The 23,532-nt window shown below is 25.2% G+C and carries 22 protein-coding genes; 7 read left to right on the forward strand and 15 right to left on the reverse strand.

Translation table 11 applies throughout. The features are described 5' to 3' along the window. The first annotated feature begins 1 nt into the window (after position 1). The 7 genes from lon (at position 2) to gmhA (ending at position 8,633) form a co-directional block, all read left to right on the forward strand. Positions 2–2,311 carry an endopeptidase La gene (lon, locus tag E6771_RS01550; RefSeq protein WP_316089145.1) on the forward strand — a complete coding sequence of 770 codons (2,310 nt, stop codon included), beginning with the start codon at positions 2–4 and terminating at the stop codon, positions 2,309–2,311. A 22-nt stretch (positions 2,312–2,333) separates the two neighbouring features. Further along, positions 2,334–2,924 carry a ribosome biogenesis GTP-binding protein YihA/YsxC gene (gene yihA / locus E6771_RS01555; RefSeq protein ID WP_316089147.1) on the forward strand — a complete coding sequence of 197 codons (591 nt, stop codon included), beginning with the start codon at positions 2,334–2,336 and terminating at the stop codon, positions 2,922–2,924. Between the two features lie 36 nt (positions 2,925–2,960). Then, complete coding sequence (locus E6771_RS01560; RefSeq protein ID WP_316089148.1) at positions 2,961–5,621, forward strand: valine--tRNA ligase; 2,661 nt, start codon at positions 2,961–2,963, stop codon at positions 5,619–5,621. A gap of 79 nt (positions 5,622–5,700) precedes the next feature. Continuing rightward, a complete protein-coding gene (locus E6771_RS01565; RefSeq protein WP_316089150.1) occupies positions 5,701–6,015 on the forward strand; it encodes a hypothetical protein in 315 nt (104 codons plus the stop codon). A gap of 82 nt (positions 6,016–6,097) precedes the next feature. Next, complete coding sequence (locus E6771_RS01570) at positions 6,098–6,880, forward strand: Cof-type HAD-IIB family hydrolase (protein WP_316089152.1); 783 nt, start codon at positions 6,098–6,100, stop codon at positions 6,878–6,880. 296 nt (positions 6,881–7,176) lie between these two features. Next, positions 7,177–8,049, forward strand: coding sequence for a LysR family transcriptional regulator (locus E6771_RS01575; RefSeq protein WP_005950969.1), 873 nt, complete (start codon positions 7,177–7,179; stop codon positions 8,047–8,049). Positions 8,050–8,057: 8 nt separating this feature from the next. Further along, entirely contained in the window at positions 8,058–8,633 is a 576-nt protein-coding gene (gene gmhA, locus E6771_RS01580) for a D-sedoheptulose 7-phosphate isomerase (RefSeq protein WP_316089154.1), read from the forward strand. A 73-nt stretch (positions 8,634–8,706) separates the two neighbouring features. Here gmhA and E6771_RS01585 read toward each other — a convergent pair whose 3' ends face one another. The 15 genes from E6771_RS01585 to E6771_RS01650 form a co-directional block, all read right to left on the reverse strand. Continuing rightward, complete coding sequence (locus E6771_RS01585) at positions 8,707–8,988, reverse strand: HU family DNA-binding protein (RefSeq protein WP_316089156.1); 282 nt, start codon at positions 8,986–8,988, stop codon at positions 8,707–8,709. After that, entirely contained in the window at positions 8,978–9,289 is a 312-nt protein-coding gene (locus E6771_RS01590) for an HU family DNA-binding protein (protein ID WP_316089158.1), read from the reverse strand. The genes E6771_RS01585 and E6771_RS01590 overlap by 11 nt, the downstream gene beginning before the upstream one ends. Positions 9,290–9,507: 218 nt before the next feature. Beyond that, positions 9,508–10,920, reverse strand: coding sequence for a lipopolysaccharide biosynthesis protein (locus E6771_RS01595; protein ID WP_316089160.1), 1,413 nt, complete (start codon positions 10,918–10,920; stop codon positions 9,508–9,510). Next, complete coding sequence (locus E6771_RS01600; RefSeq protein ID WP_316089162.1) at positions 10,902–11,927, reverse strand: glycosyltransferase family 2 protein; 1,026 nt, start codon at positions 11,925–11,927, stop codon at positions 10,902–10,904. Before E6771_RS01600 ends, E6771_RS01595 begins: the two co-directional genes overlap by 19 nt. Continuing rightward, complete coding sequence (locus tag E6771_RS01605; RefSeq protein WP_316089164.1) at positions 11,924–13,138, reverse strand: alkaline phosphatase family protein; 1,215 nt, start codon at positions 13,136–13,138, stop codon at positions 11,924–11,926. The genes E6771_RS01600 and E6771_RS01605 overlap by 4 nt, the downstream gene beginning before the upstream one ends. Positions 13,139–13,156: 18 nt before the next feature. Beyond that, positions 13,157–14,113: a hypothetical protein gene (locus E6771_RS01610; protein WP_316089165.1), complete on the reverse strand. Its 957-nt coding sequence runs from the start codon at positions 14,111–14,113 to the stop codon at positions 13,157–13,159. Positions 14,114–14,228: 115 nt separating this feature from the next. Continuing rightward, positions 14,229–14,801: a dTDP-4-dehydrorhamnose 3,5-epimerase gene (gene rfbC / locus E6771_RS01615; protein ID WP_316089167.1), complete on the reverse strand. Its 573-nt coding sequence runs from the start codon at positions 14,799–14,801 to the stop codon at positions 14,229–14,231. Positions 14,802–14,815: 14 nt separating this feature from the next. Then, positions 14,816–15,679 (reverse strand): glucose-1-phosphate thymidylyltransferase RfbA, encoded by an 864-nt coding sequence (gene rfbA / locus E6771_RS01620; RefSeq protein ID WP_316089169.1) that lies wholly within the window; start codon positions 15,677–15,679, stop codon positions 14,816–14,818. Positions 15,680–15,681: 2 nt separating this feature from the next. Beyond that, positions 15,682–16,752 carry a glycoside hydrolase family 99-like domain-containing protein gene (locus E6771_RS01625; protein WP_316089170.1) on the reverse strand — a complete coding sequence of 357 codons (1,071 nt, stop codon included), beginning with the start codon at positions 16,750–16,752 and terminating at the stop codon, positions 15,682–15,684. Positions 16,753–16,779: 27 nt separating this feature from the next. Next, entirely contained in the window at positions 16,780–17,814 is a 1,035-nt protein-coding gene (locus E6771_RS16040) for an EpsG family protein (protein ID WP_410054661.1), read from the reverse strand. 2 nt (positions 17,815–17,816) lie between these two features. Beyond that, the gene (locus E6771_RS01630; RefSeq protein WP_316089172.1) at positions 17,817–18,824 is read right to left on the reverse strand and encodes a glycosyltransferase family 9 protein; all 1,008 of its coding nucleotides are present in this window, start codon (positions 18,822–18,824) and stop codon (positions 17,817–17,819) included. 20 nt (positions 18,825–18,844) lie between these two features. Then, on the reverse strand, positions 18,845–19,999 hold the full coding sequence (locus E6771_RS01635) for a glycosyltransferase (RefSeq protein ID WP_316089174.1): 1,155 nt from the start codon (positions 19,997–19,999) through the stop codon (positions 18,845–18,847). Next, complete coding sequence (locus E6771_RS01640; protein WP_316089177.1) at positions 19,996–20,847, reverse strand: glycosyltransferase family 2 protein; 852 nt, start codon at positions 20,845–20,847, stop codon at positions 19,996–19,998. The genes E6771_RS01635 and E6771_RS01640 overlap by 4 nt, the downstream gene beginning before the upstream one ends. Next, complete coding sequence (locus E6771_RS01645; RefSeq protein WP_316089179.1) at positions 20,847–22,208, reverse strand: sugar transferase; 1,362 nt, start codon at positions 22,206–22,208, stop codon at positions 20,847–20,849. Before E6771_RS01645 ends, E6771_RS01640 begins: the two co-directional genes overlap by 1 nt. Before the next feature lie 814 nt (positions 22,209–23,022). Continuing rightward, positions 23,023–23,514, reverse strand: a complete 492-nt coding sequence (locus E6771_RS01650) for a thioredoxin family protein (RefSeq protein ID WP_316089181.1) — start codon at positions 23,512–23,514, stop codon at positions 23,023–23,025. Between the last annotated feature and the right edge of the window lie 18 nt (positions 23,515–23,532).

The following is a 23,532-nucleotide window of genomic DNA, read 5'->3' on the forward strand; positions in this document are numbered from 1 at the left end:
TATGAGTAAAACACTATTTTTACCTACTAGGGACTTAGTTATCTTCCCAGGTATAGTAACACCTATATATGTAGGTAGAGTAAAAAGTATCAATACACTAGAATCAGCCGTAAATAGTAAAAGTAAATTAGTACTGGGAATGCAGAAAGACGCATCTAAGGAAAATCCTGATCTTCCTGAAGATATATACAATATTGGAGTAATAGTCAACATACTCCAAATAGTAAAAATGCCTAATAATAATATAAAAGTATTGGTAGAGGCAGAAGACAGAGTTGTAATAGAAGATATAGAAGTTGGAGAGACTGAATATAAAGCTGCATATAAAGTTTTAAAATGTACTAATGGAAAAACTAAAGAAACTGAAGCTGTATATAGAAAGGTTTTAAGCTACTTTGAAAAATATGTAGGTTTGACTGGAAAGATATCTTCAGAACTTTTAGTTAATCTAAAGGGTATTAAAGACATTAACAATGCTTTTGATATCATTTCATCTAATCTTCCTGTAAAAAGTGAAATAAGACAGGAACTTTTAGAAATATTTGATATCAAAGAAAGAGGTTACAAGTTATTAGAACTTCTTACTAATGAAATGGAAATAGCTTCTCTTGAAAAGAAAATAGATGATAAAGTAAAAACTAAAATGAATGAAGCTCAAAAAGCTTACTACATAAAAGAAAAAATAACAGCTATGAAAGAAGAATTAGGAGATTATTCGCAAGATGATGATATGCTTGATCTTGTTGAAAAATTAAAGAAAGCTAAACTTCCTAAAGAAGTTAAACAAAAACTTGATATTGAAATGAAAAAACTTTCTAAAATGCCTCCATTTTCTGCTGAAGCAACAGTATCAAGAAATTATATTGAAACTGTACTTGACCTTCCATGGGAAAAAAGTACTAAAGATGTTCTTGACTTAAAAAAGGCTAATGATATTTTAGAAAGAGATCACTATGGATTAAAAGATGCTAAAAACAGAGTTTTGGATTATCTTTCTGTAAAAAAACTTAATCCTAACATGAAAGGTGGAATTCTTTGCCTTGCAGGACCTCCTGGAATAGGTAAAACATCTCTTGTTAAATCTATTGCTGAAGCCATGGGAAGAAAATTTGTAAGAGTATCTCTTGGTGGAGTGAGAGATGAAGCTGAAATCAGAGGACATAGAAGAACATATATTGGTTCTATGCCTGGTAAACTTATTAAAGCTATGAAAGATGCTGGAACTAAAAATCCCGTTATTCTTTTAGATGAAATAGATAAAATGTCTAATGATTATAAAGGAGACCCTGCTTCAGCTATGCTTGAAGTACTTGATCCTGAACAAAACAGTCATTTTGAAGATCACTATATTGATATGCCTTTTGATCTTTCAAAAGTATTCTTTGTAGCAACTGCAAATGATCTCAGAACAGTTTCACCTCCTTTAAGAGACAGAATGGAAATAATTAATATTTCTTCATATACTGAATTTGAAAAGCTTCATATAGCTAAAAATTATCTTATTAAACAGGCTAAAGAAGAAAATGGTTTAAAAGATTATGATATTCATATTCCTGATAATGTCATCTTAAAAATTATTGATGAATATACTAGAGAAGCTGGAGTAAGAAATTTAAAAAGAGAGATTATAACTCTTTGCAGAAAAATAGCTAGAGAAGTTGTGGAACAAAAGAAAAAGAAATTTACAATAAAAAGTTCAAGTCTTGAAAAACTTTTAGGTAAACCTAAATTCAGACCTGAAAAAACAAAAGAAAAACAACCTAAACAAGGGGTTGTAAATGGATTAGCATGGACTTCTGTAGGTGGAGTTACTCTTGAAGTACAAGGAGTTTCTATCCCTGGTAAAGGAGAAATTTCTCTAACAGGAACATTAGGAAATGTAATGAAAGAATCAGCTCAAGTAGCATTTACTTATGTAAAAGCTAACCTTGATAAATATAAATTAGAAAATCCAGAATTTTTTGAAAAGAAAAATATACACCTTCATTTCCCAGAGGGAGCAACACCTAAAGATGGTCCTTCTGCTGGTATAACTATTGTTACAGCTATACTTTCTGTTCTTACAGGAAGACAAGTAAGACAAGATATAGCAATGACTGGTGAAGTTACTATTACAGGAGATGTCCTTGCAATAGGAGGAGTAAAAGAAAAAGTTATAGGAGCCCACAGAGCTGGTATTAGAGAAGTTATCCTACCTGATGATAATAGGATGGATGAAAGCGATATTCCTTCTGAAGTAGCAAAAACTATGACTATTCATTTTGCTAAAACATATGATGATGTAGAAAAACTGGTTTTTGCAGACAAATAATTTTTTTAAGTGAGGAAGATTTATGAATATAAAACAAGCAGATTTTGTTAAATCCGCAGTTTATGAAAAAGATTACCCTGAGCAATTGAACAACATGGAATTTGCTTTTGTAGGAAGATCTAATGTAGGAAAATCCTCTTTGATCAACAGTATAACTGGCAGAAAAAAACTAGCAAAAACAAGTAAAACTCCAGGAAGGACTCAACTTATAAACTATTTCAAAATAAATAATGAATTCTTTATAGTTGATCTTCCAGGATATGGATTTGCCAAGGTACCTAAAGAAATGAAAGCTGAATGGGGAAAAACAATGGATAGATATATTGCCAGTCCAAGAAAAAAATTGGTTTTTGTTCTTTTAGATATAAGAAGAATCCCTAGTCAGGAAGATATAGAAATGCTTGTATACCTTGATCATCATGATATCCCTTTTAAAATAATTTTTACTAAAATGGATAAAGTTTCAAATAATGAAAAATTTAAAATAATGAAAGAAATAAAGAAAAAAATAGAATTTCATAATGAAGATGTTTTCTTCCATTCTTCACTTTCAGATAATGGAAAAGAAGATATTCTTAACTTTATAGAAACTATGCTGGAAAATAAAAATTAAATATTTTATATATAAGTTTATTGGGAGGAATTTTAAATGGAAGAACTTAATAAGACTTATTCCCCTAAGGAAATAGAGTCAAAATGGTATAAGATCTGGGAAGATTCTAAATACTTTGCTGGAAAAATGGAAGAAGGAAAAGAAAGCTATTCAATAGTTATTCCTCCTCCAAACGTCACTGGTATACTTCATATGGGGCATATACTTAATAACTCTATCCAAGATACTCTAGTAAGATATAAAAGAATGTGTGGTTTTAATACTTTATGGCTTCCAGGATGTGATCATGCTGGAATAGCTACTCAAAATAAAGTTGAAAGAAAACTTGCTGAAGAAGGATTAAAGAAAGAAGATTTAGGAAGAGAAAAATTTATTGAAGAAACTTGGAAATGGAAAGAAAAACATGGAGGTATCATCACTACTCAATTAAGAAAAATTGGAGCTTCTCTTGACTGGGATAGAGAAAGATTCACAATGGATGAAGGGCTTTCAAAAGCTGTAAGGGAAATATTTGTTCACTTATACAATGATGGACTCATCTATCAGGGTGAATACATGGTAAACTGGTGTCCAAGATGTGGTACTGCCATTGCTGATGATGAAGTTGAACATGTAGAGAAAGATGGTCATTTATGGTATGTAAAATATCCAGTGAAAGATTCTGATGAATTCATAATAATAGCTACTTCAAGACCTGAAACTATGCTGGCTGATGTAGCAGTTGCTGTACATCCTGAAGATGACAGATATAAACATCTTATAGGAAAAAAACTTATTCTCCCTCTAGTGGGAAGAGAAATTCCTGTAATAGCTGATGATTATGTAGATAGAGAGTTTGGAACTGGAGCTCTAAAAATAACTCCTGCTCATGACCCTAATGACTTTAATGTTGGAAAAAAACATGATCTTCTTATAATAAATATGCTTACAAAAGAAGCTACAGTTACTGATGAATTTCCTAAATATGCTGGTCTAGATAGGTTTGAAGCTAGAAAAATAATAGTTGAGGACTTAAAAGAAACTGGTGCACTTATTAAAGTAGAAAATATAAAACATAATGTAGGTCAATGCTATAGGTGTCAGACTGTAGTAGAACCAAGAGTTTCTAAACAATGGTTTGTAAAAACTGAAACTCTGGCTCAAAAAGCTTTAGAAGTAGTAAAAAATGGCGAAATAAAAATTATGCCTAAAAGAATGGAAAAAATCTATTATAACTGGCTTGAAAATATCAGGGATTGGTGTATCTCAAGACAACTTTGGTGGGGACATAGAATCCCTGCTTGGTATGGTCCTGACAAATACATTTTTGTAGCAAGAGATGAAACTGAAGCTAAAGAAATGGCAGCTAAACATTATGGAAAAGAAGTTGACTTAATTCAAGAAGAAGATGTACTTGATACTTGGTTCTCATCTGCATTATGGCCTTTTTCTACAATGGGATGGCCTGAAAAAACTAAAGAACTTGAAACTTTCTATCCTACATCTACACTTGTAACAGGAGCAGATATAATCTTCTTCTGGGTAGCTAGAATGATCATGTTTGGATTATATGAAATGAAAGAAATTCCTTTTAAAGACGTATTTTTCCATGGAATTGTAAGAGATGAAATTGGAAGAAAAATGTCTAAATCTTTAGGAAATTCTCCTGATCCATTAAATCTGATAGATGAATTTGGTGCAGATGCCATCAGATTTTCTATGATATATAACACATCTCAAGGACAGGATGTACATTTTTCTGAAAAACTTCTTGAGATGGGACGAAATTTTGCTAATAAAATATGGAATGTTGCAAGATTTGTTATTATTAATTTAGAAAATTTTGATGTAAAATCTGTAAATAAAGAAGATCTTAAACTTGAATTGGTTGATAAATGGATATTCTCTAGAATGAATGAAACTTCTAAAGAAGTAGCTGAGTATATTGATAAGTTCCAATTAGATGATGCTGCTAAAGCTGTTTATGAATTCTTAAGAGGAGACTTCTGCGACTGGTATGTTGAACTTGCAAAAGTAAGACTATACAATGATGATGACGCTGGAAAAGCATCTAAAACAACTGCTCAGTATGTACTTTGGACTGTATTAGAAACTGGACTTAGAATGCTTCACCCATTTATGCCATTCATAACAGAAGAAATTTGGCAAAAAATTAAAGTTGAAGGAGATTCTATCATGATACAGGAATATCCTGTAGCTGATGAATCACTAATCAACAGAGATATTGAAAATTCTTTTGAATATATTAAAGAAGTTATTTCTTCTTTAAGAAATATAAAAGCTGAAATGGGAATATCTCCAGCTAAAGAAGTAAAAGTAATTATCAAAACTTCTGATGAAATGGAGTTAAAAACTCTTGAAGATAACTATATCTTCATAACTAAATTAGCTAAAATAGAAGAACTTAAATATGGAAAAGATATGGCAAAACCTGACCAAAGCGGATTCAGGGTAGCTAGAAATTCTGAAGTATATATGATACTTACTGGACTTTTAAATGCTGAAGTTGAAATTAAAAAAATACAGGAACAAATAGAAAAAGTGCAAAAAGATCTTGATAAAGTTAATACAAAACTTTCCGATGAAAGATTTACTTCTAAAGCTCCTGTACATATTCTAGAAAGAGAAAGAAGAATTCAAAAAGAATATCAAGATAAAATGGACAAACTTACTGAAAACCTTAAGAACTTTATATAATACTAAAAATCTATTTTAAAAAATTTAAGAAAGTTGTATAATAAAATTGTAAGAAGGCTTTTTTAAGGAGGTAGATTTTATGAATTTACAAGAAATGGTTTTCAGAGCTCTTTTGGACTATGAAGCTCAAGGGGCAATATATATAGAAAAAGAAAAAGTAACACTTGGCTGTATGGCAAATGGAAGTGAAATGGAAACTGTAAGAAAATTTCTAACCACTGTTGAATTACAGAAAAAATTTAAAGATCATACTTTAAATGATATCAATAAGGCTGTACAAAGTCTTGTAGAAAAAGACTTTATAAAAGCTAGAATAATTACTACTACCACTGGTATTAATTTCTATGAACTTCTTAATAGCGAATGTGATTTAGAAGAGTTCTTAGAAGGATAAAATCATTTTATTTTGAGAATAAGGCTGGCTCAAAAGCTAATTTTGACCAGCCTATTATTTTATTTTTATTGAGGAGGATTAAATGATAAAAGCTGTATTTTTTGATATTGATGGGACTCTTGTAAGCTTTAAAACTCACAAAGTTCCTGAAAGTACAATGAAGGCTTTTGAGCTGCTTCATGAAAAAGGAATAAAAACATTTGTTGCAACAGGAAGACATCCATCAATTATGTCATTAGGTAATAATCTTGATCAATTAAAATTTGATGGCTATGTTACTCTTAATGGACAATATTGTTTCAATAATAAAGAAATAATCTATAAAAACAGTATATCTCCTGAGGATATAAAAAACCTTGTTGAATTTTTAAAAGATTATCCTCATCCATGTGGTTTTGTAGAAGGGGAAGGAGGAATGTACATCAATCATATAAATGATGATGTTAAAAATGTTTTGGAGGCTGTAAATCTCCCTATGCTCCCTGTTAAAGATATATCAAGAGCCTTAGGAAATGAGGTATTTCAATTAAATCCTTATATATCTCCTGAAGAAGAACATATTTTTATGAATGTACTAAAGAATTGTGAAGCTACAAGATGGAATCCATTATTTCTAGATGTTATTCCAGCTGGTGGTGGAAAACACGTAGCTGTAGAAAAAATAAGGAAATATTATGGATTTTCTAAAGAAGAAACTATGGCCTTTGGTGATGGTGGAAATGATATTACTATGCTCATAAATGTAGGAATAGGGGTTGCTATGGGAAATGCTAATGAAGATGTAAAATTAGTTGCTGATTATGTTACTGATACAGTGGATAATGATGGTATTTTTAAAGCCCTTAAACATTTTTCTATTATTTAAAAAATATACAATTTTTTATATTAAATATATTAAAAAAATCCTTTTTATTATATTCTAATTATCGCATTATTTCTTAAACTAAAGTTCAATATATAAAAAATTTATGGAACTTAAATTTTCATTTCATTTTTGCGAACTTTTTATTCTAAATTAAAACGATATTTTATTTTTTTTAAAAAATAAATGAAATTATTTTGATTTTTTTATAAAAAAATTATGAATTATAAAAATTTTATGATAAAATAGATGTACACATAGTTATTTATTACATATATATTTCTTTGGGGAGTGGTCAAATGGATTTACATTATTTAAAAATATTTTATGAAGTAGCAAAAGAGAAAAGTTTTACTAAAGCAGCAAGCAAACTTTACATCAATCAATCAGCTGTATCTATTCAAGTTAAAAAATTTGAAGAGATTTTAAATGCAAAACTTTTTGACAGAAGTTCTAAAAAAATCAAGCTTACTTATACTGGTGAAGCTTTATATAAAATGGCTGAAGATATATTTGACAAAGTTAAAAGAGCAGAAAAAGAAATCTCTAGAATTATTGATTTAGATAGAGCCAGAATCTCTATAGGAGCTACATCTGTTATTGGTGAACCTCTTATCCCTAGATTAATGAAAGGGTTTTCTAAAGCTCATGAAGAAATTGAATATGATGTAACTATTGCTGACAAGGCTTGGCTTTTAAAACTGTTAAAAGAAGGTGATCTTGATATCCTTATTATAGACGAAGAACATATTACTGACTCTAACCTTGAAGTTTTAACTATTGAAAAAATGCCTTATGTTCTTGTAAGTAAAAAAGAGTATCATAGTATGGAAAGTGTATCTAAAGATCCACTTATCACTAGAAAAACTATTCCTAATAACAATGAAGCTATTGCTGTAATTGAAGATAAATACAGAATATCTTTTGATACGAAAATATCTGTACTTGGTAATCTTGAAGTAATAAAGGGAATGGTAAGAGAAGAGATAGGGAATGTAATCCTTCCTTATTATGCAGTTCATAAAGAGATCGAAAGAGGAGAATTTAAAATAATCTATAAAGTTAATGAAGTAAAAGATGGATATCAAGTAGTTATCACTAAAGATAAGAAAAGTCTTATTCAAATTATCAAATTCATCAACTTTATCCAAGATTATAAGATTCAGTATTAGGAGGTTGAATGAACTTAATAGATTCATACAAGATAGAGCTTGAACTTCTTGAAAATTTTATTAAAGAAGAAGAAAAGAGAAAAGAAACTGAAAAAACTGCTGAAGCTTTAGCAGAAGTTTTTAACAATGGAAATAAAGTATTAATCTGTGGCAATGGTGGAAGCAACTGTGATGCTTTACATTTTGCTGAAGAATTTACAGGGAGATTCAGAGGAGACAGAAGAGCTCTTCCTGCTATAGCAATATCAGAATCATCTCATATAACTTGTGTAGGTAATGACTATGGATTTGATTATGTCTTTTCAAGAGGTGTAGAAGCCTATGGAAAGCCTGGAGATATGTTTATAGGTATTTCTACAAGCGGAAACTCTGGCAATGTGATTAAAGCTGTAGAGGCTGCTAGGAAGATAGGGATGAAAACTTGTGTACTACTTGGAAAAGATGGAGGAAAACTTAAAGGAATGTGTGATTATGAATTTATCATTCCAGGAAAGACTTCTGACAGAGTACAGGAAATACATATGATGATACTTCACATCATTATAGAAGGTGTAGAAAGAATAATGTTCCCTGAGAACTACTAACATAAAAAGAGCCTGAATAAATATATTCAAGCTCTTTTTTGATTTAAAGAAATGTGAAAAATAATTTAAATTCTTAATTTATTTCCAGTACTTTTGACTGTACAAATTTTATTGTTTTTTTAGGAATAATTTCTCTCACATCTTTTGATGTTGGACTTCCTATTCTTCTTTTTTTTCTTTTTAAAAGTGAAAATGTTCCTTTGTTTTTAAATTTTACCTCTTCATCCATAGCTGTTACTTCTGCTATAAGGTTAAATATCTCTTCTATTTCTTCCCTTGCTTCTTTATCTTCTATTGTTTCATCCTGTTCTCTTCTCAATTTTTTGTAATATGATACAAATTCTCTAGTGTTCATATTCCTCCTCTATCAGAGTATTGAGTTCATTCACTTTATCTATCATTTTCATTCTAGGCTTAAATTTAATAACTTTCTTTTCTTCTGTTATCATCATTTCTCTAGTTGCCAGATTTAATATTTTTCTGGATTTTACTTCTTTCTTTTCAAATATTCCCCAATCTTTTATTATTACTTTATCCTCTTCTTCTAAAACATCAAAAAGAGCTTTCCAGAAAGAATCTAATCTTTCTTTTGCTTCTCTTATGCTTTTTAGATTCCTTCTTTCCTTATATAAGGTTAAAAACTCTTTTTCTGTCATTTTTATTCCTTTCTTTTGACATTTGTTGAAATAAGATATTTTTTATCAATTTTATGTATGTTTATTCTCATGAACATTGAAATAAATAGAATTATTTTTAAATTAAAATATAACATTATCAAAAACATAAAAAACACTTTATATATTTCAATTAATATCATCAAAATATTTTATTTAAATCAATATAACTAAAAAATTAGCCACTATTATAATAATTTTTATCTAAAAATATTATAAAATTTTTTTATAATATTTTTTGCAATATCAAAATATAATATTACTATTACAAATTCCAATAATAACCCCAATATAACTGTATAATAAATCTTATTGGTAAATGTCAAATATAAACTATAAAATATTATTAAAATAATAGTAAAATATGCTCTTTTTAAGTTAAATTTAAAATTTATAGATTTAATGGAAAAATATGTTCGCAAAATAAAAAATAATATATAAGTTATTCCAGTAGAAATAGCTGCTCCTTTTGCTCCAAATTTAGGGATTAAAAAAAAATTTCCAAGTCCGTTAAACAAAGTTACTATAAAAGTCAAGAGCATTATTATGGTTGTCTTTTTTCGAAATACAAGCCCTACAACTGTAACTTCAGAAAGGGTATACATTATTGGAATAAAAATTAACATTGGAAAAATATTCATGCTATCCATATATTTATTTCCTAAAAATAAAAGAATTATATCTTTACTTAATAAAACTCCTACTCCTATCATAAAAAAAAATATAGCCACATAATCAAAAATATTTTCAAAAAATTTTAAATTTTCTGGATTCTTACTATATTTTTCATAAGCAACTGGTGTCCAAAACATTGTAAATCCTTGTTGAATTGTATTTATCAATGCTATAACTTTAAAAGCTACAGAATATATTCCAACTTCATAACTTGTAGAATAATTCTGAATCATAATTTTATCCAATGACTGAAAAACCCATATTAATATTACAGATACAGATAAAGGAGCACTGTAGAAAAAAATTTCTTTTTTATCAAAAGAACTTTTTGTACAAAATTTCCAAATTTTTCTTTGATGAATAATCGCAATAAGTGTAATAATAATCAAAGAAAATATATTAGAATATAAAATAACTTTATAACTGTCAAAATAATATTTATAAAGTAACAATATGAAGATAAACTTCAAAACTTGAGTCATTATATTTAACAATGAATATAATTTTCCTAATTGGTTCATTCTTATTATTAACATTGAAAATCTATTAAAAAAATAAATTAAACTTCCTAATACAATTCCTTTAAAAATAAAATTATCATTTTCTCCTGAAAGAAAACTTGACACCTCATTTTTAAAAAAGGAAATTACAGATAATATTAATATTAACATAATAATTGGATAAAATATGCAAGTATATAACAATCCTCCTCTCAATTCTTCCTTTTCCTCATAAAAGTATCGCATAAATCCTTGATCCATTCCTAAAAATGAGATTAAAACTATTATATTTATTAGTATTTCAATTAAAGAATAAATTCCATATTCTGGTGGTGATAACATTCTTGTAGTAATTGGAACAGTAATAATTCCTATAATTATACTTATATAATTACCAAAAGAAAAAGAAATAAATTTTTTTAATAATTTTTCCTCCAATAATTCCTCCTTTTTATTTTTTTAAAAAACAAATATAAAAATTTTAAACTTTCTCCTAAATATATATTTTTTTTATAAAAATATATTAATATCATGTATTTATCCTCTATTAGATTTAGCTCAATTTTTTTTAAATCTTTATAAAACAGTTTATATAAAATTTTAAACTGTATATTTTCTTGAACAGAAGAACTCCAATAAGTATGCCTTAACAAATGAATATAGACATAAGTATATTTATATATACCTATGTATTTTTTATAGATTTCTAATTTTTTATTTTTTTTTAAAAATGTTATTATTTTAATATATACCTTTAAATAGCTCATAATATTTATATTTGTATTCATCATACTATTTTTTCTTTGACAATAATAATATAAAGGTTCATTTATTTTTCCTATTCTTTTACTTTTTAGAATAAGTTTAGGCATTGTAGCTCCATCTTCTCCATATGAAATATTTGTAGGATGCCAAATTTCATTTTCAATATATAAATCTCTTCTCCACATCTTATTCCATATACTAGGTAATCCTTCTCCTAAAAAAAACTTTTTCAAATATTTTTTATTATAGATAATTTCATTTTCCTTTATTTCTCCATCTTTTAAAACCATATTTTCTTTACTATTTTTTTCATAATAAAAATTAACATCACAAATAACAACATCTAATTTATATTTTTTAGCTTTATTAATCATCTTTTCTATCATAAATTTATCTATAAAGTCATCTGAATCAACATGAAGAATATATTCTCCTTTAGCAATTTTAATGCCTTCATTTCTTGCAGCAGAAAGTCCTTCATTTTTTTTATTGATAAGAGTCACTCTAGAGTCTAATAAAAACTCTTTTATTTCATCAATAGAATTATCCTTAGTTCCATCATTTATAATAATTATTTCAATATTTTTATATGACTGATTAATAATTTGTTTTATACAGCGATAAATATACATTTCAACATTATATACTGGTATTATCACACTTACTTCTATATTATTCATTTGATTAGTTCCTTTATTATATACTCATTTATTTGATATAAATATTTTTCTTTAAATTTTTCTTGATTTAATTTTTGAGAGGAAATTGAAACAAAAGTTCCTTCTTGACCTTGAGTTTTTGAATTATATCCATGCATTCCTTTGTTTTTTTTATAATTAAAATAATCTGGATAAAATACATTTCCTGGTTTTAATAATATTTTTATGTCTCCATATTTAGAATCAAACTTATTAAAGTAATCCTCTAAGTTTTCTTCATAATATCCTTTTAATTTATCCTTAAAAAATGTTTTAACTTCACTTATAATAAGTTTATTTTTTAAAGATAAACGAAACATAGTTGAATCTATAAAATACATATAATCCTTTTTTAAATTTAGATTAAATTTATTTCTAAACTCTTCTATTATGGGATAAATATTAAAATAATTTTCTATATTTACCATTCCATGATCTCCTAAGATCATTAGTTCATATTCTTCATAATTTTTTTTTAATAAATTAACTACTTCTCTTAATTTTATATCAAAATTCTTTAATTCTTGATTAAAAAAGTTATTCTTTACTGAATTATAATGTGCAATCTCCCCATAACCTATGTATAATAAAGTGAAGTCTTTTAAATCTTTATTTTTTATTTTTGTTATTAAATTTTCTAATCTTCCATTATCTGTTCCTTTTATTTTATTATATTTTACAAAGTCATCTATATCATAGGAAACTCCCTTTTCTTTTAATTTATAAAAAATATTACTTTCTCCACCAAATCCAATTGAATCATAACTATATACTGATTCTGTTGGTTTAAAATATTCTAATAAAGTTATTGGAATCTTATATCTAACTCTTATCATTTCTTCAGAAATATATTTTTTTAAAATCTTATTTACAAAATTAAAGTATATCCATCTTATTTTAGGAATTTTACTCATAATTTTTTCTATTTTTTCTAAAATCAATAGCCAATAATTTATATTTACTTCTTTTTTTTCCCATTCTTCTTTAAAAGCTATTTGAGCTAAATATCCATTTTCTTCAGCTGGTTTTCCAGTAACATATTCTATTATTTCGCAAAACCCTGTACTTGGATATATTTTTTCTATATATAAAGTATTCGTTTTATTAATTTCTTCTTTTAAAAATTCTAAATTACAAATATTAATATATTCACTTTTAAAAGCATCTGCTAATATAAAAATTACTTTTTTCACTTCATGACCTCCTTATCACTATTTTAAAAATAATGTCATATAAATTTTTATTCTTTTATCAAATTTATTTTTTAAAAGTAATGAATATATCTTTTTTAAATAAAAATACCTTCTCAAATATGTTCTTATTAAGATAAAATTATTTTTTTTAAAAATTATATATGGTTTGTTTTTTATTAATTCCCAAAATAATAACTTATATTTTAAAATTAATTCTCCAAAATATAAATAAATATCGAGAATCTGTATATAATCCTTTTCCGTAACTTTAAAGTCTTTATTTAAATAAATATCTAAAATTTTATTGTAATACTCTTGATATTTAAAATAAAACTTAGTTGTTTTCAATGCTTCTATTTTTTGAAATGTTTTTATTCCAATATATTTATTATTTAAAATTAAAGTTGCATCAATGATGGCTGAAATTGCTTTTTTTACTTGATAATTAGCAAATTTTTCATCTTTTATTATTATTCCTTCTTTTTCATTAAAATCATATGCTCCAACAAGACACCACATTCTAGTACAATATACAGTAAATGCACTTCTATGAGAAATATTATATTTTTTTAAAATTATTTTTTTATTAATTTCTCTAAATTCTGTTTTTTCGTATAAATAAATTGATCCTAGCATTAAATCATAAAATGATTGTTCTAATGTATTCATTGAATAAATTTTTTTATATTTTTTTATATTCAAATATAAAATATCACTAAATTCTGTTTTCAATATTTGATTTAATTTTTTTTCTAATTGAGCCTTTTCTTTAATTATATCTTCAGCAATTACAAAAAAATCTACATCATTTAAATTAGAATCTATAATCTTTTTTTCTTTTCTTCCAATACTTCCTGCTATTCCTATACAATATATTTTTTTAAAAACTCCAGAAAACAGAATTATATCTCTTACCATTTTCAAACATTCTTTTTCATTTAAAATATTATATTTTTCTTCTAAATTAAAACCCACATTTAATTTTCCTCTCTAATATTTTATAGTGTTTTAAATTATTTATCTTTATTTTTTACTGTATTATCTTTTTATTAATTGTTTTTCAATTTATTATTATTTAAATAATATACTTTTATATGTTTTTTTGCGTGTATTCCTCAAAAGACTGATACTTTTTATCTTTTTCAGATAAAACTATATTCTCTTTTTTTAAACCATATTTTTCAAAATTCCAATTGATATTTATATCTTTATCATTCCATATTATTCCTGAATCATATTGTGGTATATAAATATCTGTACACTTATATTGAAATTCTGTTTCATTTTCTAATGTTAAAAATCCATGTGCAAATCCCTTTGGTATGAAAAACATTTTCTTGTTTTCTGCGCTTAATTGTATTCCATACCATTTTCCATATGTACTACTGTCTTTTCTAATATCCACAGCTACATCATATACTGAGCCTCTTATTACCCTCACTAATTTTCCTTGGGAATGTTTAGTTTGAAAATGAAGTCCTCTAAGTACACCTTTTTTAGACTTAGAATGATTATCCTGCACAAATTCATCAAATATTCCTATTTCTTCAAATTCTTTCTTGCTATATGTTTCAAGAAAAAAGCCTCTTTCATCACCAAATACAGTTGGTTCTAATATGTATAGACCTTCTATTCCTGTTTCTATCTTTTTAAATTTACTCATATCTTCCCCTTTATTTATTTGATAAGATCCATCAAATATTCTCCATATTTAGATTTAAGCAATAGTTTTGCTAATTCACATACTTTTTCTTTTGTTATCCAACCATTTCTATATGCAATTTCTTCAAGGCAGGCTACCATTACTCCTTGTCTGCTTTGAATAGTTTTTACATAGTTTGCTGCTTCTAATAATGCTTCATGTGTTCCTGTATCAAGCCATGCCATTCCTCTTCCTAGACTTGTTACATTTAGAGTTCCTTCATTAAGATACATTTCATTTAGTGTTGTTATTTCCAATTCTCCTCTTTTTGAAGATTTTACTTTCTTAGCTTTTTCTACTACTGTATTATCATAAAAGTACAATCCAGGTACTGCATAATTAGATTTTGGATTCTTAGGTTTCTCCTCTAAAGATATTGCTCTATTTTTTTCATCAAATTCTACTACTCCAAAATCTCTAGGATTTTGTACATAATATCCAAATATTGTTGCTCCTTTTTTCTTTGACTCAGCTTCTTTTAACATTCCTGTAAATCCATGTCCATAGAAAATATTGTCTCCAAGTACTAAAGCGCATGAATCATTTCCTATAAAGTTCTCTCCTATTAAAAATGCTTCAGCAAGACCATTAGGCTGTTTCTGTACTGCATAACTTAGAGATATACCAAAATCTGAACCATTTTTTAACAATTCTTCAAACATTGGAAGATCCCTCGGTGTAGAAATAACCAAGATATCCTTTATTCCTGCCAACATTAAAACTGATAGAGGATAATATATCATTGGTTTATCATATATTGGTGTTATCTGCTTTGATATTGATTTTGTTATTGGATAAAGTCTTGTTCCACTTCCTCCTGCTAATATTATTCCTTTCATCTTCATACCTCTATTTCCATAACTTCTTTTATAGCTTCTAAATAACCATATTTAAATTTTTCATCAGGCTCTAGATACATTCCTTCAGCCCATTCATTCCATGCATTCAAAAAAATATAATCTATATTTTTTTCTTTCATTATTTTTTTTTGATTTAACAAATATTTTTTAAATAACTTTGGTGTATTTCCCTCAATCACATATCCTCTTCGTCCATGTCTTGAAGTATTATCCCAACCAGTAAATATTCCTGGATATATTTTTTTATTTAAAAATTCGCTAGATATGTCTATACTCTTTTTTAGAAATTCTTCATATTTATACTTTTGAACAAAATATAAATAATTTTTTGATAAATTATTTTTTAATCTCTGAGTAACTTTTTGAAAAATATTTCTTTTACTGAGACAACAATTAGGTTCCCTTAACACCATTGCAGAACTTTTAGGTGAAAAAAAATTAAAATTTTTTAGATTATTTTTAGATTCTATTATATAAATTCCTGAATATCCTAACTTTTTACATGCTTTATCAAAAAAATCTATCATTTCATCAAACTTTAAAATATCATCTGGCTGATATATTAAAAATACTGGTTTTCCATCTATTTTTATATATCTTTCATCTAAAAAAAAGTTTTTCAAATAATTAAAATGCTCTTGCCAATCCTCTTTTAGCCCATATTCTTGTTCTATGAGAGTTTCTTTTAATCCATTCCAAGTTTTTTTCCATGAATGATTAGCCCAACAAAAACAAAAATTTTGTTTTATATCTTGCCATTTTAAAAGATTCTCTGCTGGTTTTTCTAATATTTTTTTTCCTTTAAACCAATAATGATAATAACAGAATCCATATATTCCATATTTATTTCCTAATTTACTCTGCCATTTTACTGTTTTTTTATCTAATAAATTATAATAATTGTCATTTAATGGCTTTAATGGTTGCTTATGTTCTTTAAATAATTTTTTCCCATTTTTTACATTTGTCCATTCTGTAAAACCTTTCCCCCACCAAAGATTATTTTCTGCAATTTCATGAAATTGTGGCAGATAGTATGCTATTATTTTCATCAAGATTATCTCCTTTTCTATTTTTTATTAAAACTCAAACAAAATAAAATTATATTTATAAATTGGAAGTTGTAATAAAAAAGTTTTAAAATATAGAACTGAAATACAAATAAAAAATAGAAACTTAATTATCTTAGAATATTTTTTTGTCAAATATCTTAATAATTGTGGAATTAGAATAATATAATAAAAAGTAAAATACAAACTCATTCGTATAAACACTTGATTCATTGTAGGGAAATTTTTTTCATTAAGAAAAATACTTAAAACTAAAAGTATTGTAAAAAAATTTATATTTTTACTTACACTATCTAAAAAAATTCTATTTGAAAAAATTTCTATCAGTAATGCTAAAATAAAAAATAATGATAAAGTTATAAAATTTGTTGTTGCTTTATATTCTAATATTGTATATTGTCCATAACCTATTATTTCATAAGCTTTAGGTAATAAAAAATTAAAACTTACTGTAATAAAAATTAAAATAACTTTTATAAATCTATTATATTTTAAATTCAATATCCAATATAATGGTAATAATACAAAACAACTTTTATGAAATAGACTTCCTAGAATTATAAATAAAAAATATTTTATTATTTTTCTCTGTTTTATAAAATTAATTGAATAAAAAAATATACTAATTGCCATAACCTGCCTAATCAAATTGAACCCTGCTGAATAATAAGCTCCTACTAAAAAATAAATAAGTGTAGACATCAATATATCACTTGATTCTTTTTTTATGTTTTTATATATTAAATAATTTGTGAAAAAAGCTATTACTAAAAAAGTTAGTTGTTGTGTTCCCTTTATACTGGCAATAAATTTTACTAAAAAATAATAACCTTTTTCCAACCTTAAAACTTCATAATGGGCAATATTATTTTTTATCAATGAAAATATTTTCATGTACATTGGATAATCTGTTCCAATATAATATCGAAATCCAGAAAATAAAATTAATATTAAAAATATTAATTTTATTTTCCTTATATCACTTCTATTCAGATATAATATTCCAATAGTAATTACCAAAAAATATAAATATAAATATTCCATTTTTATCCTTTTTCTAATTTTCTTATTTTTTCTAATATTTTTTTAGCTGTTATTGTATTATTATCAACAAAGGGTTTGTAACTACAGTAATCTTCTGTTTCTGAAATTATTTTTTCTCCATTTTCAAAAGTATCAATTTCTACAGCTGAGGTAGGAGCATAATAACTTATTGTCTTTACTTTTTGAGCTATTGCTAAATGTAATGCCAAAGTATCACTTGTTATTAATAAATTAAGATTCTTTATAATTGCAGCAAATATTTTTAGTTCACAAGGCTCTATTAAAATTATATTTTTTTCTTTTTCAAATCCTTTTACCAACATTTTATTTATTTCTAATTCTTCTTTCCCGCCCAAAATAAATAAATAATTTTTTTTATATTTTAATAACTCTTGTATTAATTTTTTTCCTTCTTCAATTTTTAATGCCTTAGATGGCCATCTTTTTCCTGCATTAAGATTAAAACCTATTAAATATTTTTTAGTATATTTTTCAAAACTTTTTTTTATTTTTTCTTCCAAATTCATATTATTAAAAAAATAGGGTTCTAAAATATCTATATTTAGACCTTTAGAAAATATTTCTTTATGACTTAGTTTATTATTTTTCTTTAATATATCTGCTTTTTCTTTCCCATATTTTGATAAAAGTCCCATATCAAACCATTCTTTCAAATCTTCTGTATAAGTTAAATAGCCTCCTTTTTTATATACTCCTGAAAGTTTTTTAAATTTAAGGTTTTCTATTTTTTCAAATACTTCTTTTTCATCTTCTAATGAAATAATCCAATCAAAATTTTCATTTTCTATTTTTCTCATTTCTTTTTTATCTTCTATTTTTATAAGCTTATCAATATATTTATTCTCTTCTAATAATTCAAAAGCTATATTTGATGTAATCCAATATACTTCAACAAAATTATCATATAATTTTTTTAATCCAGGTAAAAAATATGTTGTTCTTACTACATCTCCTAATGCTCCTATTTTTAAAATTAAAATTTTTTTCATTCTTAAACGTTATTACTCCTTTAAAGATTTATTAAATCTGATATTTCTTTTCCCAAAATTAATCTTTCTCGCTTTACTATAAGATTATCTTTTATTATTTTGTATAATTCTTTATCTTCTATTAACATTTTTATTTTATTTACAAATTCCTCTATTGAATTAGCCAATAAATAGTCTTGCCCATTTTTAACTATAATACCTTCAATTCCAACTTCTGTTGAAACTACAGGAATTCCAGAATATAACATTTCTACTGTTTTTATCTTTATTCCAGCCCCTTTTAATAAAGGAATTACTCCTATATCTAAAATAGAAAAATATTCCTCTACCTTTTCAATAAATCCAGTTAAAATAACATTAGAATAATTGCTAACTATTTTTTTTAATTTTTCACTTGGATTTGCTCCTATAATATAAAAATAAATATTCTTTTTTTGAATTTTTTTCCAAATTTTATTCAGAAAAAAAATAACTGCCTCTTCATTTTCCTCCCTATTCATAGCACCAAAAAATCCAATATTTATTTCTTTATTTCTCTTTCTAGGCTCTATTAGAAATTTATTAAAAAATGGTTTCAATATTTTAATATTTCTATTTTTTCCCTCTATAAGTTTATAATCTTTATCATTCTGAACTATGACTAAATCAAATTTGCCAAGCATTGTTTCTTCATATTTTTTTAATCTTTTATATTCAAATTTATAAAATAATTCCCTCAAATAATTTTTTTCATTATTCATTTTTCTTTCAAAAGCTTGGAAAGATATGTCATGTTCTATTAATATTTTTTTTACTCCCTTTATATCTTTCAAATAATTAATATTTTGGGTAAAATCAAAAATAATTGAAACATAATTTTGAGAATTTTCTTTTAAAAATTTTTTTAATCTTCTGTCATATCTTACAGAACATAAAATTGGTAATTGAAAATTCCAAATTAAATTAACTATTTTATTTAAAATAGATATTTTAAATAAAATTAGGTTTTCTATACATTCATTTTCATAAAATATTTTATCCTTATATTCCTTTAAGTTAACTAAAGAACAAAAATCAATTTTATAACCACTTTTATGAAGATTCTTTATATTACTTAATGTTGTATTAGATCCTGCTGAAGGAAATTTACTTTTTTTACTTGGTAAAAAAGTTGATATATATAAAAGTTTTTTCATAATTTCCTCCCTATTTTATACCCAATCCACCGAATTCCTATATCAAAAGGAAGATATAGGAGTTCTTTTATTTTTCCTTTTTTAATTAACTCTTTTATTAAATATATTAATAACTTTTTCCCTTCATTCTCTGTTTTTAAAAAATCTATTTCTTTTTCAAATAACTTTTCAAATTTTCCTATATCCTTATATCTTTTATATGTTTCCTTTAAAGACAAATAATGTGAATGCCATATTTTACTCTCCGCTCTATAAATAAATGATTTTCCTTTTTTTATTATTTTAGAAGCTAAGTACACATCTTCATTTGTTGGAACGAGAAAATCATATCCTCCTAATTTAAAAAACTCTTCTTTTAATATTGCTGAAGAAGCATCACTATAGAATATATTTTTCCTTCCATTAGCCTTTTTATTTTCTTTGTTACAAATTCTATTTTCATCTGGGTAATTAAACCTTCTAATAATTTTTTCTATTTCAGAATGTTCCTCATATGCTATTTGTTTTGAAAAAGAAGCAATAATATTTTTATTTAAAGGACTAACTAATTCTTTTAACCAATTATTATCATAAGGCAATATATCTTGGGTTATAAAAACTAATACATCTCCCTCAGCTATTAATACTCCTTCATGTCTCGTTTTAGCATGATTAAACTTTTTAACCTCTAAAACTTTATCAAATAATTCTTTTGATACTTCTAAACTTTTATCTTTTGAATAACTTACTAATGCTATTAATTCAATTGAAAAATTACCTTTTTGTTCTTTTAGTTTTTCTACCAGTTTTTTCAAATATTTTTCTCCATTATATATAGGAACTATTATCGAAATTTTTTTATTTTCCATCAATATGCCCCCTTTTTCCCAATAACATTCTTTATTGTTTTCACTGTTATTATTACATCCAGCCATAATGACCAGTTTCTTATGTAATAAAGATCTAAAGCTATTCTTTCATCATAATTTTCTACATCTGATCTACCGTTTGCTTGCCACATTCCTGTTATTCCTGGTTTTACCATAAATATCTTTCTGCTGTTTTCCTTACCATAGTACATATCTACTTCCTTTTGTACTACTGGTCTTGGTCCAACAAATGACATTTCTCCCTTTATTACATTTATAAATTGTGGAAACTCATCTAATGATGTTTTTCTTAAAAATTTTCCTACCTCTGTTATTCTTGGGTCATCTTTAAGTTTAAAATTCTTATAGAATTCCTCTTTTAGTTTTTCATCCTTTGATAACATTTCTTCCAGTCTTTTCTCTGCATCAGCATACATAGTTCTAAACTTATACATTTTAAAAGTTTTTAGATATTGTCCTATTCTTGTATGAAGGAACATTGCTTTTCCTCCATCTTTTCTTATCTTTGGAGCATATATAAGGTAAAGCATAAAAAGAACTAAACATCCTGCTATTCCTGTAACTATATCAAAGCTTCTTTTTAGAAATTTATTTGTTCTTCTATTCATTCCATTGTATGAAGATACAAGCATTATTCCATCATAATCCTCTATATTTGAATTAAAAGTATATGTTCCATTTAATTCTGGTGTAAATTTTATTTTATTTACTTTTCCATCCAGCCTGTTAATTATTTCTGACATCTGTTTATTATCTGCTAATGGAAGAGCTATTATTACTTCATTTATTTGATTTTCTTCTATTACTCTTTCAATATCACAGCAGTTTCCAAGTATCTTTTCTTCTTCTACTCTTATGCTTTGATTAACTCCTTCCAGAGAATTAGCGCTTATATATCCTAATAAGTTATACATTGTAAAATTATTTTGCTTTATTACATGAGTTAATTCTCTAGCTGTATTTCCAACTCCTATGATTAAAAGCCTTTTTTCTAACGATTTTCTAAATATATTTCTTATAATTTTTATTATAATTAAGTTAAAGAAGGTAAATGTTATTCCTACTATCAAATGAACGGATATATACTTGCTTCCCCAGAATGCTGCATCATTTATCAGCATAATTATGAGATACTCTGTATGTACAAAGAGTTGTTTTTTTAGTTCTTCCCATATGAGTATAGTTTTAAAGGAATACATATTTTTGGTAAGATTTAATGTAAGATAGATAAAGAAAGTGTTATACATGATTCTGTCTGGTACTTTAAATATTTTATTTATCAGAAAATAGAATAAAAACTGTAATACTATCATTAAAATTTTTGAACTTTGTCTTTTCACTTTCCCCTAGCTCCTTGACTTTTATTTTTTCAATTGTTTCTTTTTTGTATTTTTAAATTATTTTTAATATTTTATTTAAAATAATATTATTATATATATTTTGTAATATTTTTTATTCAAAATATACATTTAGTAATTTTATTTGATTTTATTAGAATTTAACAATAGTTTATCAAAAAATATTTTTTAATATTAATATTTTTCAATCTTTAAAATTATATATTTTCTTGATTTTTTAAAATTAGATATCTATTTTATAATTTTGTAAAAGTACTTGTTTATTAAGGAATATAAAAAGGTTCGCATTATTACAATAATGAGAACCCTTTTATACTCAAATCTCAATAAATTCATTCTAACATTTCTTAAAAATGTCATTTTTAGTATTGACATTTTTTTATTTTAGTAGTATTATTTCACTATAATAATCTATAATTCTAAAAAGTTTAATATATTTAAAATGAAAATATATTTTAACAGGGCGCATTATTGTAATAATGCGAACCTTTTTAAACCATAACTCCTTATTTTTAAAGAGGTTATCTTTTTTTACTTTTATTTTAAATATTTTTTATTTTCTTTCTCTTTATTAATTTTATTCTTTTTTATATTTGAACTATTATTTTTATATATAAATTATCATACTTTATTTGTTTGTTTATATCTTATTTTTTAAATTTTTATTTTATAATTTCTATTTTTTATAATATATTAGATTTTTTATCTATATACTATTAAAATTTATTTTTATACATAAAAAAAGGAACCCTAATTATTAAGGTTCCTTACTTATTTTTAAAATTTAATTTATAATTTAATATCCCATTCTTTCCAATATCTCTTCTACAATATCATCAGAACGATGTCCTTTAAAATATTCACTGCTTACATTTTCAAATCCTATATTTCTATATTTACTTGGCCTTCCTATATATCTAGCAGCAAAATTAAAATTCTCATCAAGTATAGCTAAAGTAGGTACTACATATTTTTCTTCAGGTATTCCTAATTTTTCTCTTAGAAATTTAAATCCTCTTCCTTCTGTTATTATACTTAATTTTATGTTAGGATTAAACTCTATCATTTTCATAAGTACTGGTACTGTTGCACGAACATATGGACACCATGACTCTGCACTTAATAAAAAATTATATTTCTTATCTATTTTTTTTATTCTTTCTATATTTTCATCTTTTATTTTAGTTATCGAAGCTATTTCCTTCATTTTATCTTTTTCAGATGTATTTGCTACATTAAAAAAAGTATCAAATGACATTCCTGTTTCAAATAGTTCTTTATATTCCATGATTTGTACCTCCCAAAA

This window comes from Fusobacterium sp. (assembly GCF_032477075.1).
Taxonomy (GTDB): Bacteria; Fusobacteriota; Fusobacteriia; order Fusobacteriales; family Fusobacteriaceae; genus Fusobacterium_A.

What these genes read in the sequence shown, in the direction of transcription:
- lon (WP_316089145.1), top strand. Translation starts at nt 2, where the DNA reads ATGAGTAAAACACTATTTTTACCTACTAGGGACTTAGTTATCTTCCCA.
- yihA (WP_316089147.1), top strand. Translation starts at nt 2,334, where the DNA reads ATGAATATAAAACAAGCAGATTTTGTTAAATCCGCAGTTTATGAAAAA.
- E6771_RS01560 (WP_316089148.1), top strand. Translation starts at nt 2,961, where the DNA reads ATGGAAGAACTTAATAAGACTTATTCCCCTAAGGAAATAGAGTCAAAA.
- E6771_RS01565 (WP_316089150.1), top strand. Translation starts at nt 5,701, where the DNA reads ATGAATTTACAAGAAATGGTTTTCAGAGCTCTTTTGGACTATGAAGCT.
- E6771_RS01570 (WP_316089152.1), top strand. Translation starts at nt 6,098, where the DNA reads ATGATAAAAGCTGTATTTTTTGATATTGATGGGACTCTTGTAAGCTTT.
- E6771_RS01575 (WP_005950969.1), top strand. Translation starts at nt 7,177, where the DNA reads ATGGATTTACATTATTTAAAAATATTTTATGAAGTAGCAAAAGAGAAA.
- gmhA (WP_316089154.1), top strand. Translation starts at nt 8,058, where the DNA reads ATGAACTTAATAGATTCATACAAGATAGAGCTTGAACTTCTTGAAAAT.
- E6771_RS01585 (WP_316089156.1), bottom strand. Translation starts at nt 8,988, where the DNA reads ATGAACACTAGAGAATTTGTATCATATTACAAAAAATTGAGAAGAGAA.
- E6771_RS01590 (WP_316089158.1), bottom strand. Translation starts at nt 9,289, where the DNA reads ATGACAGAAAAAGAGTTTTTAACCTTATATAAGGAAAGAAGGAATCTA.
- E6771_RS01600 (WP_316089162.1), bottom strand. Translation starts at nt 11,927, where the DNA reads ATGAATAATATAGAAGTAAGTGTGATAATACCAGTATATAATGTTGAA.
- rfbC (WP_316089167.1), bottom strand. Translation starts at nt 14,801, where the DNA reads ATGAGTAAATTTAAAAAGATAGAAACAGGAATAGAAGGTCTATACATA.
- rfbA (WP_316089169.1), bottom strand. Translation starts at nt 15,679, where the DNA reads ATGAAAGGAATAATATTAGCAGGAGGAAGTGGAACAAGACTTTATCCA.
- E6771_RS01625 (WP_316089170.1), bottom strand. Translation starts at nt 16,752, where the DNA reads ATGAAAATAATAGCATACTATCTGCCACAATTTCATGAAATTGCAGAA.
- E6771_RS16040 (WP_410054661.1), bottom strand. Translation starts at nt 17,814, where the DNA reads ATGGAATATTTATATTTATATTTTTTGGTAATTACTATTGGAATATTA.
- E6771_RS01630 (WP_316089172.1), bottom strand. Translation starts at nt 18,824, where the DNA reads ATGAAAAAAATTTTAATTTTAAAAATAGGAGCATTAGGAGATGTAGTA.
- E6771_RS01635 (WP_316089174.1), bottom strand. Translation starts at nt 19,999, where the DNA reads ATGAAAAAACTTTTATATATATCAACTTTTTTACCAAGTAAAAAAAGT.
- E6771_RS01640 (WP_316089177.1), bottom strand. Translation starts at nt 20,847, where the DNA reads ATGGAAAATAAAAAAATTTCGATAATAGTTCCTATATATAATGGAGAA.
- E6771_RS01650 (WP_316089181.1), bottom strand. Translation starts at nt 23,514, where the DNA reads ATGGAATATAAAGAACTATTTGAAACAGGAATGTCATTTGATACTTTT.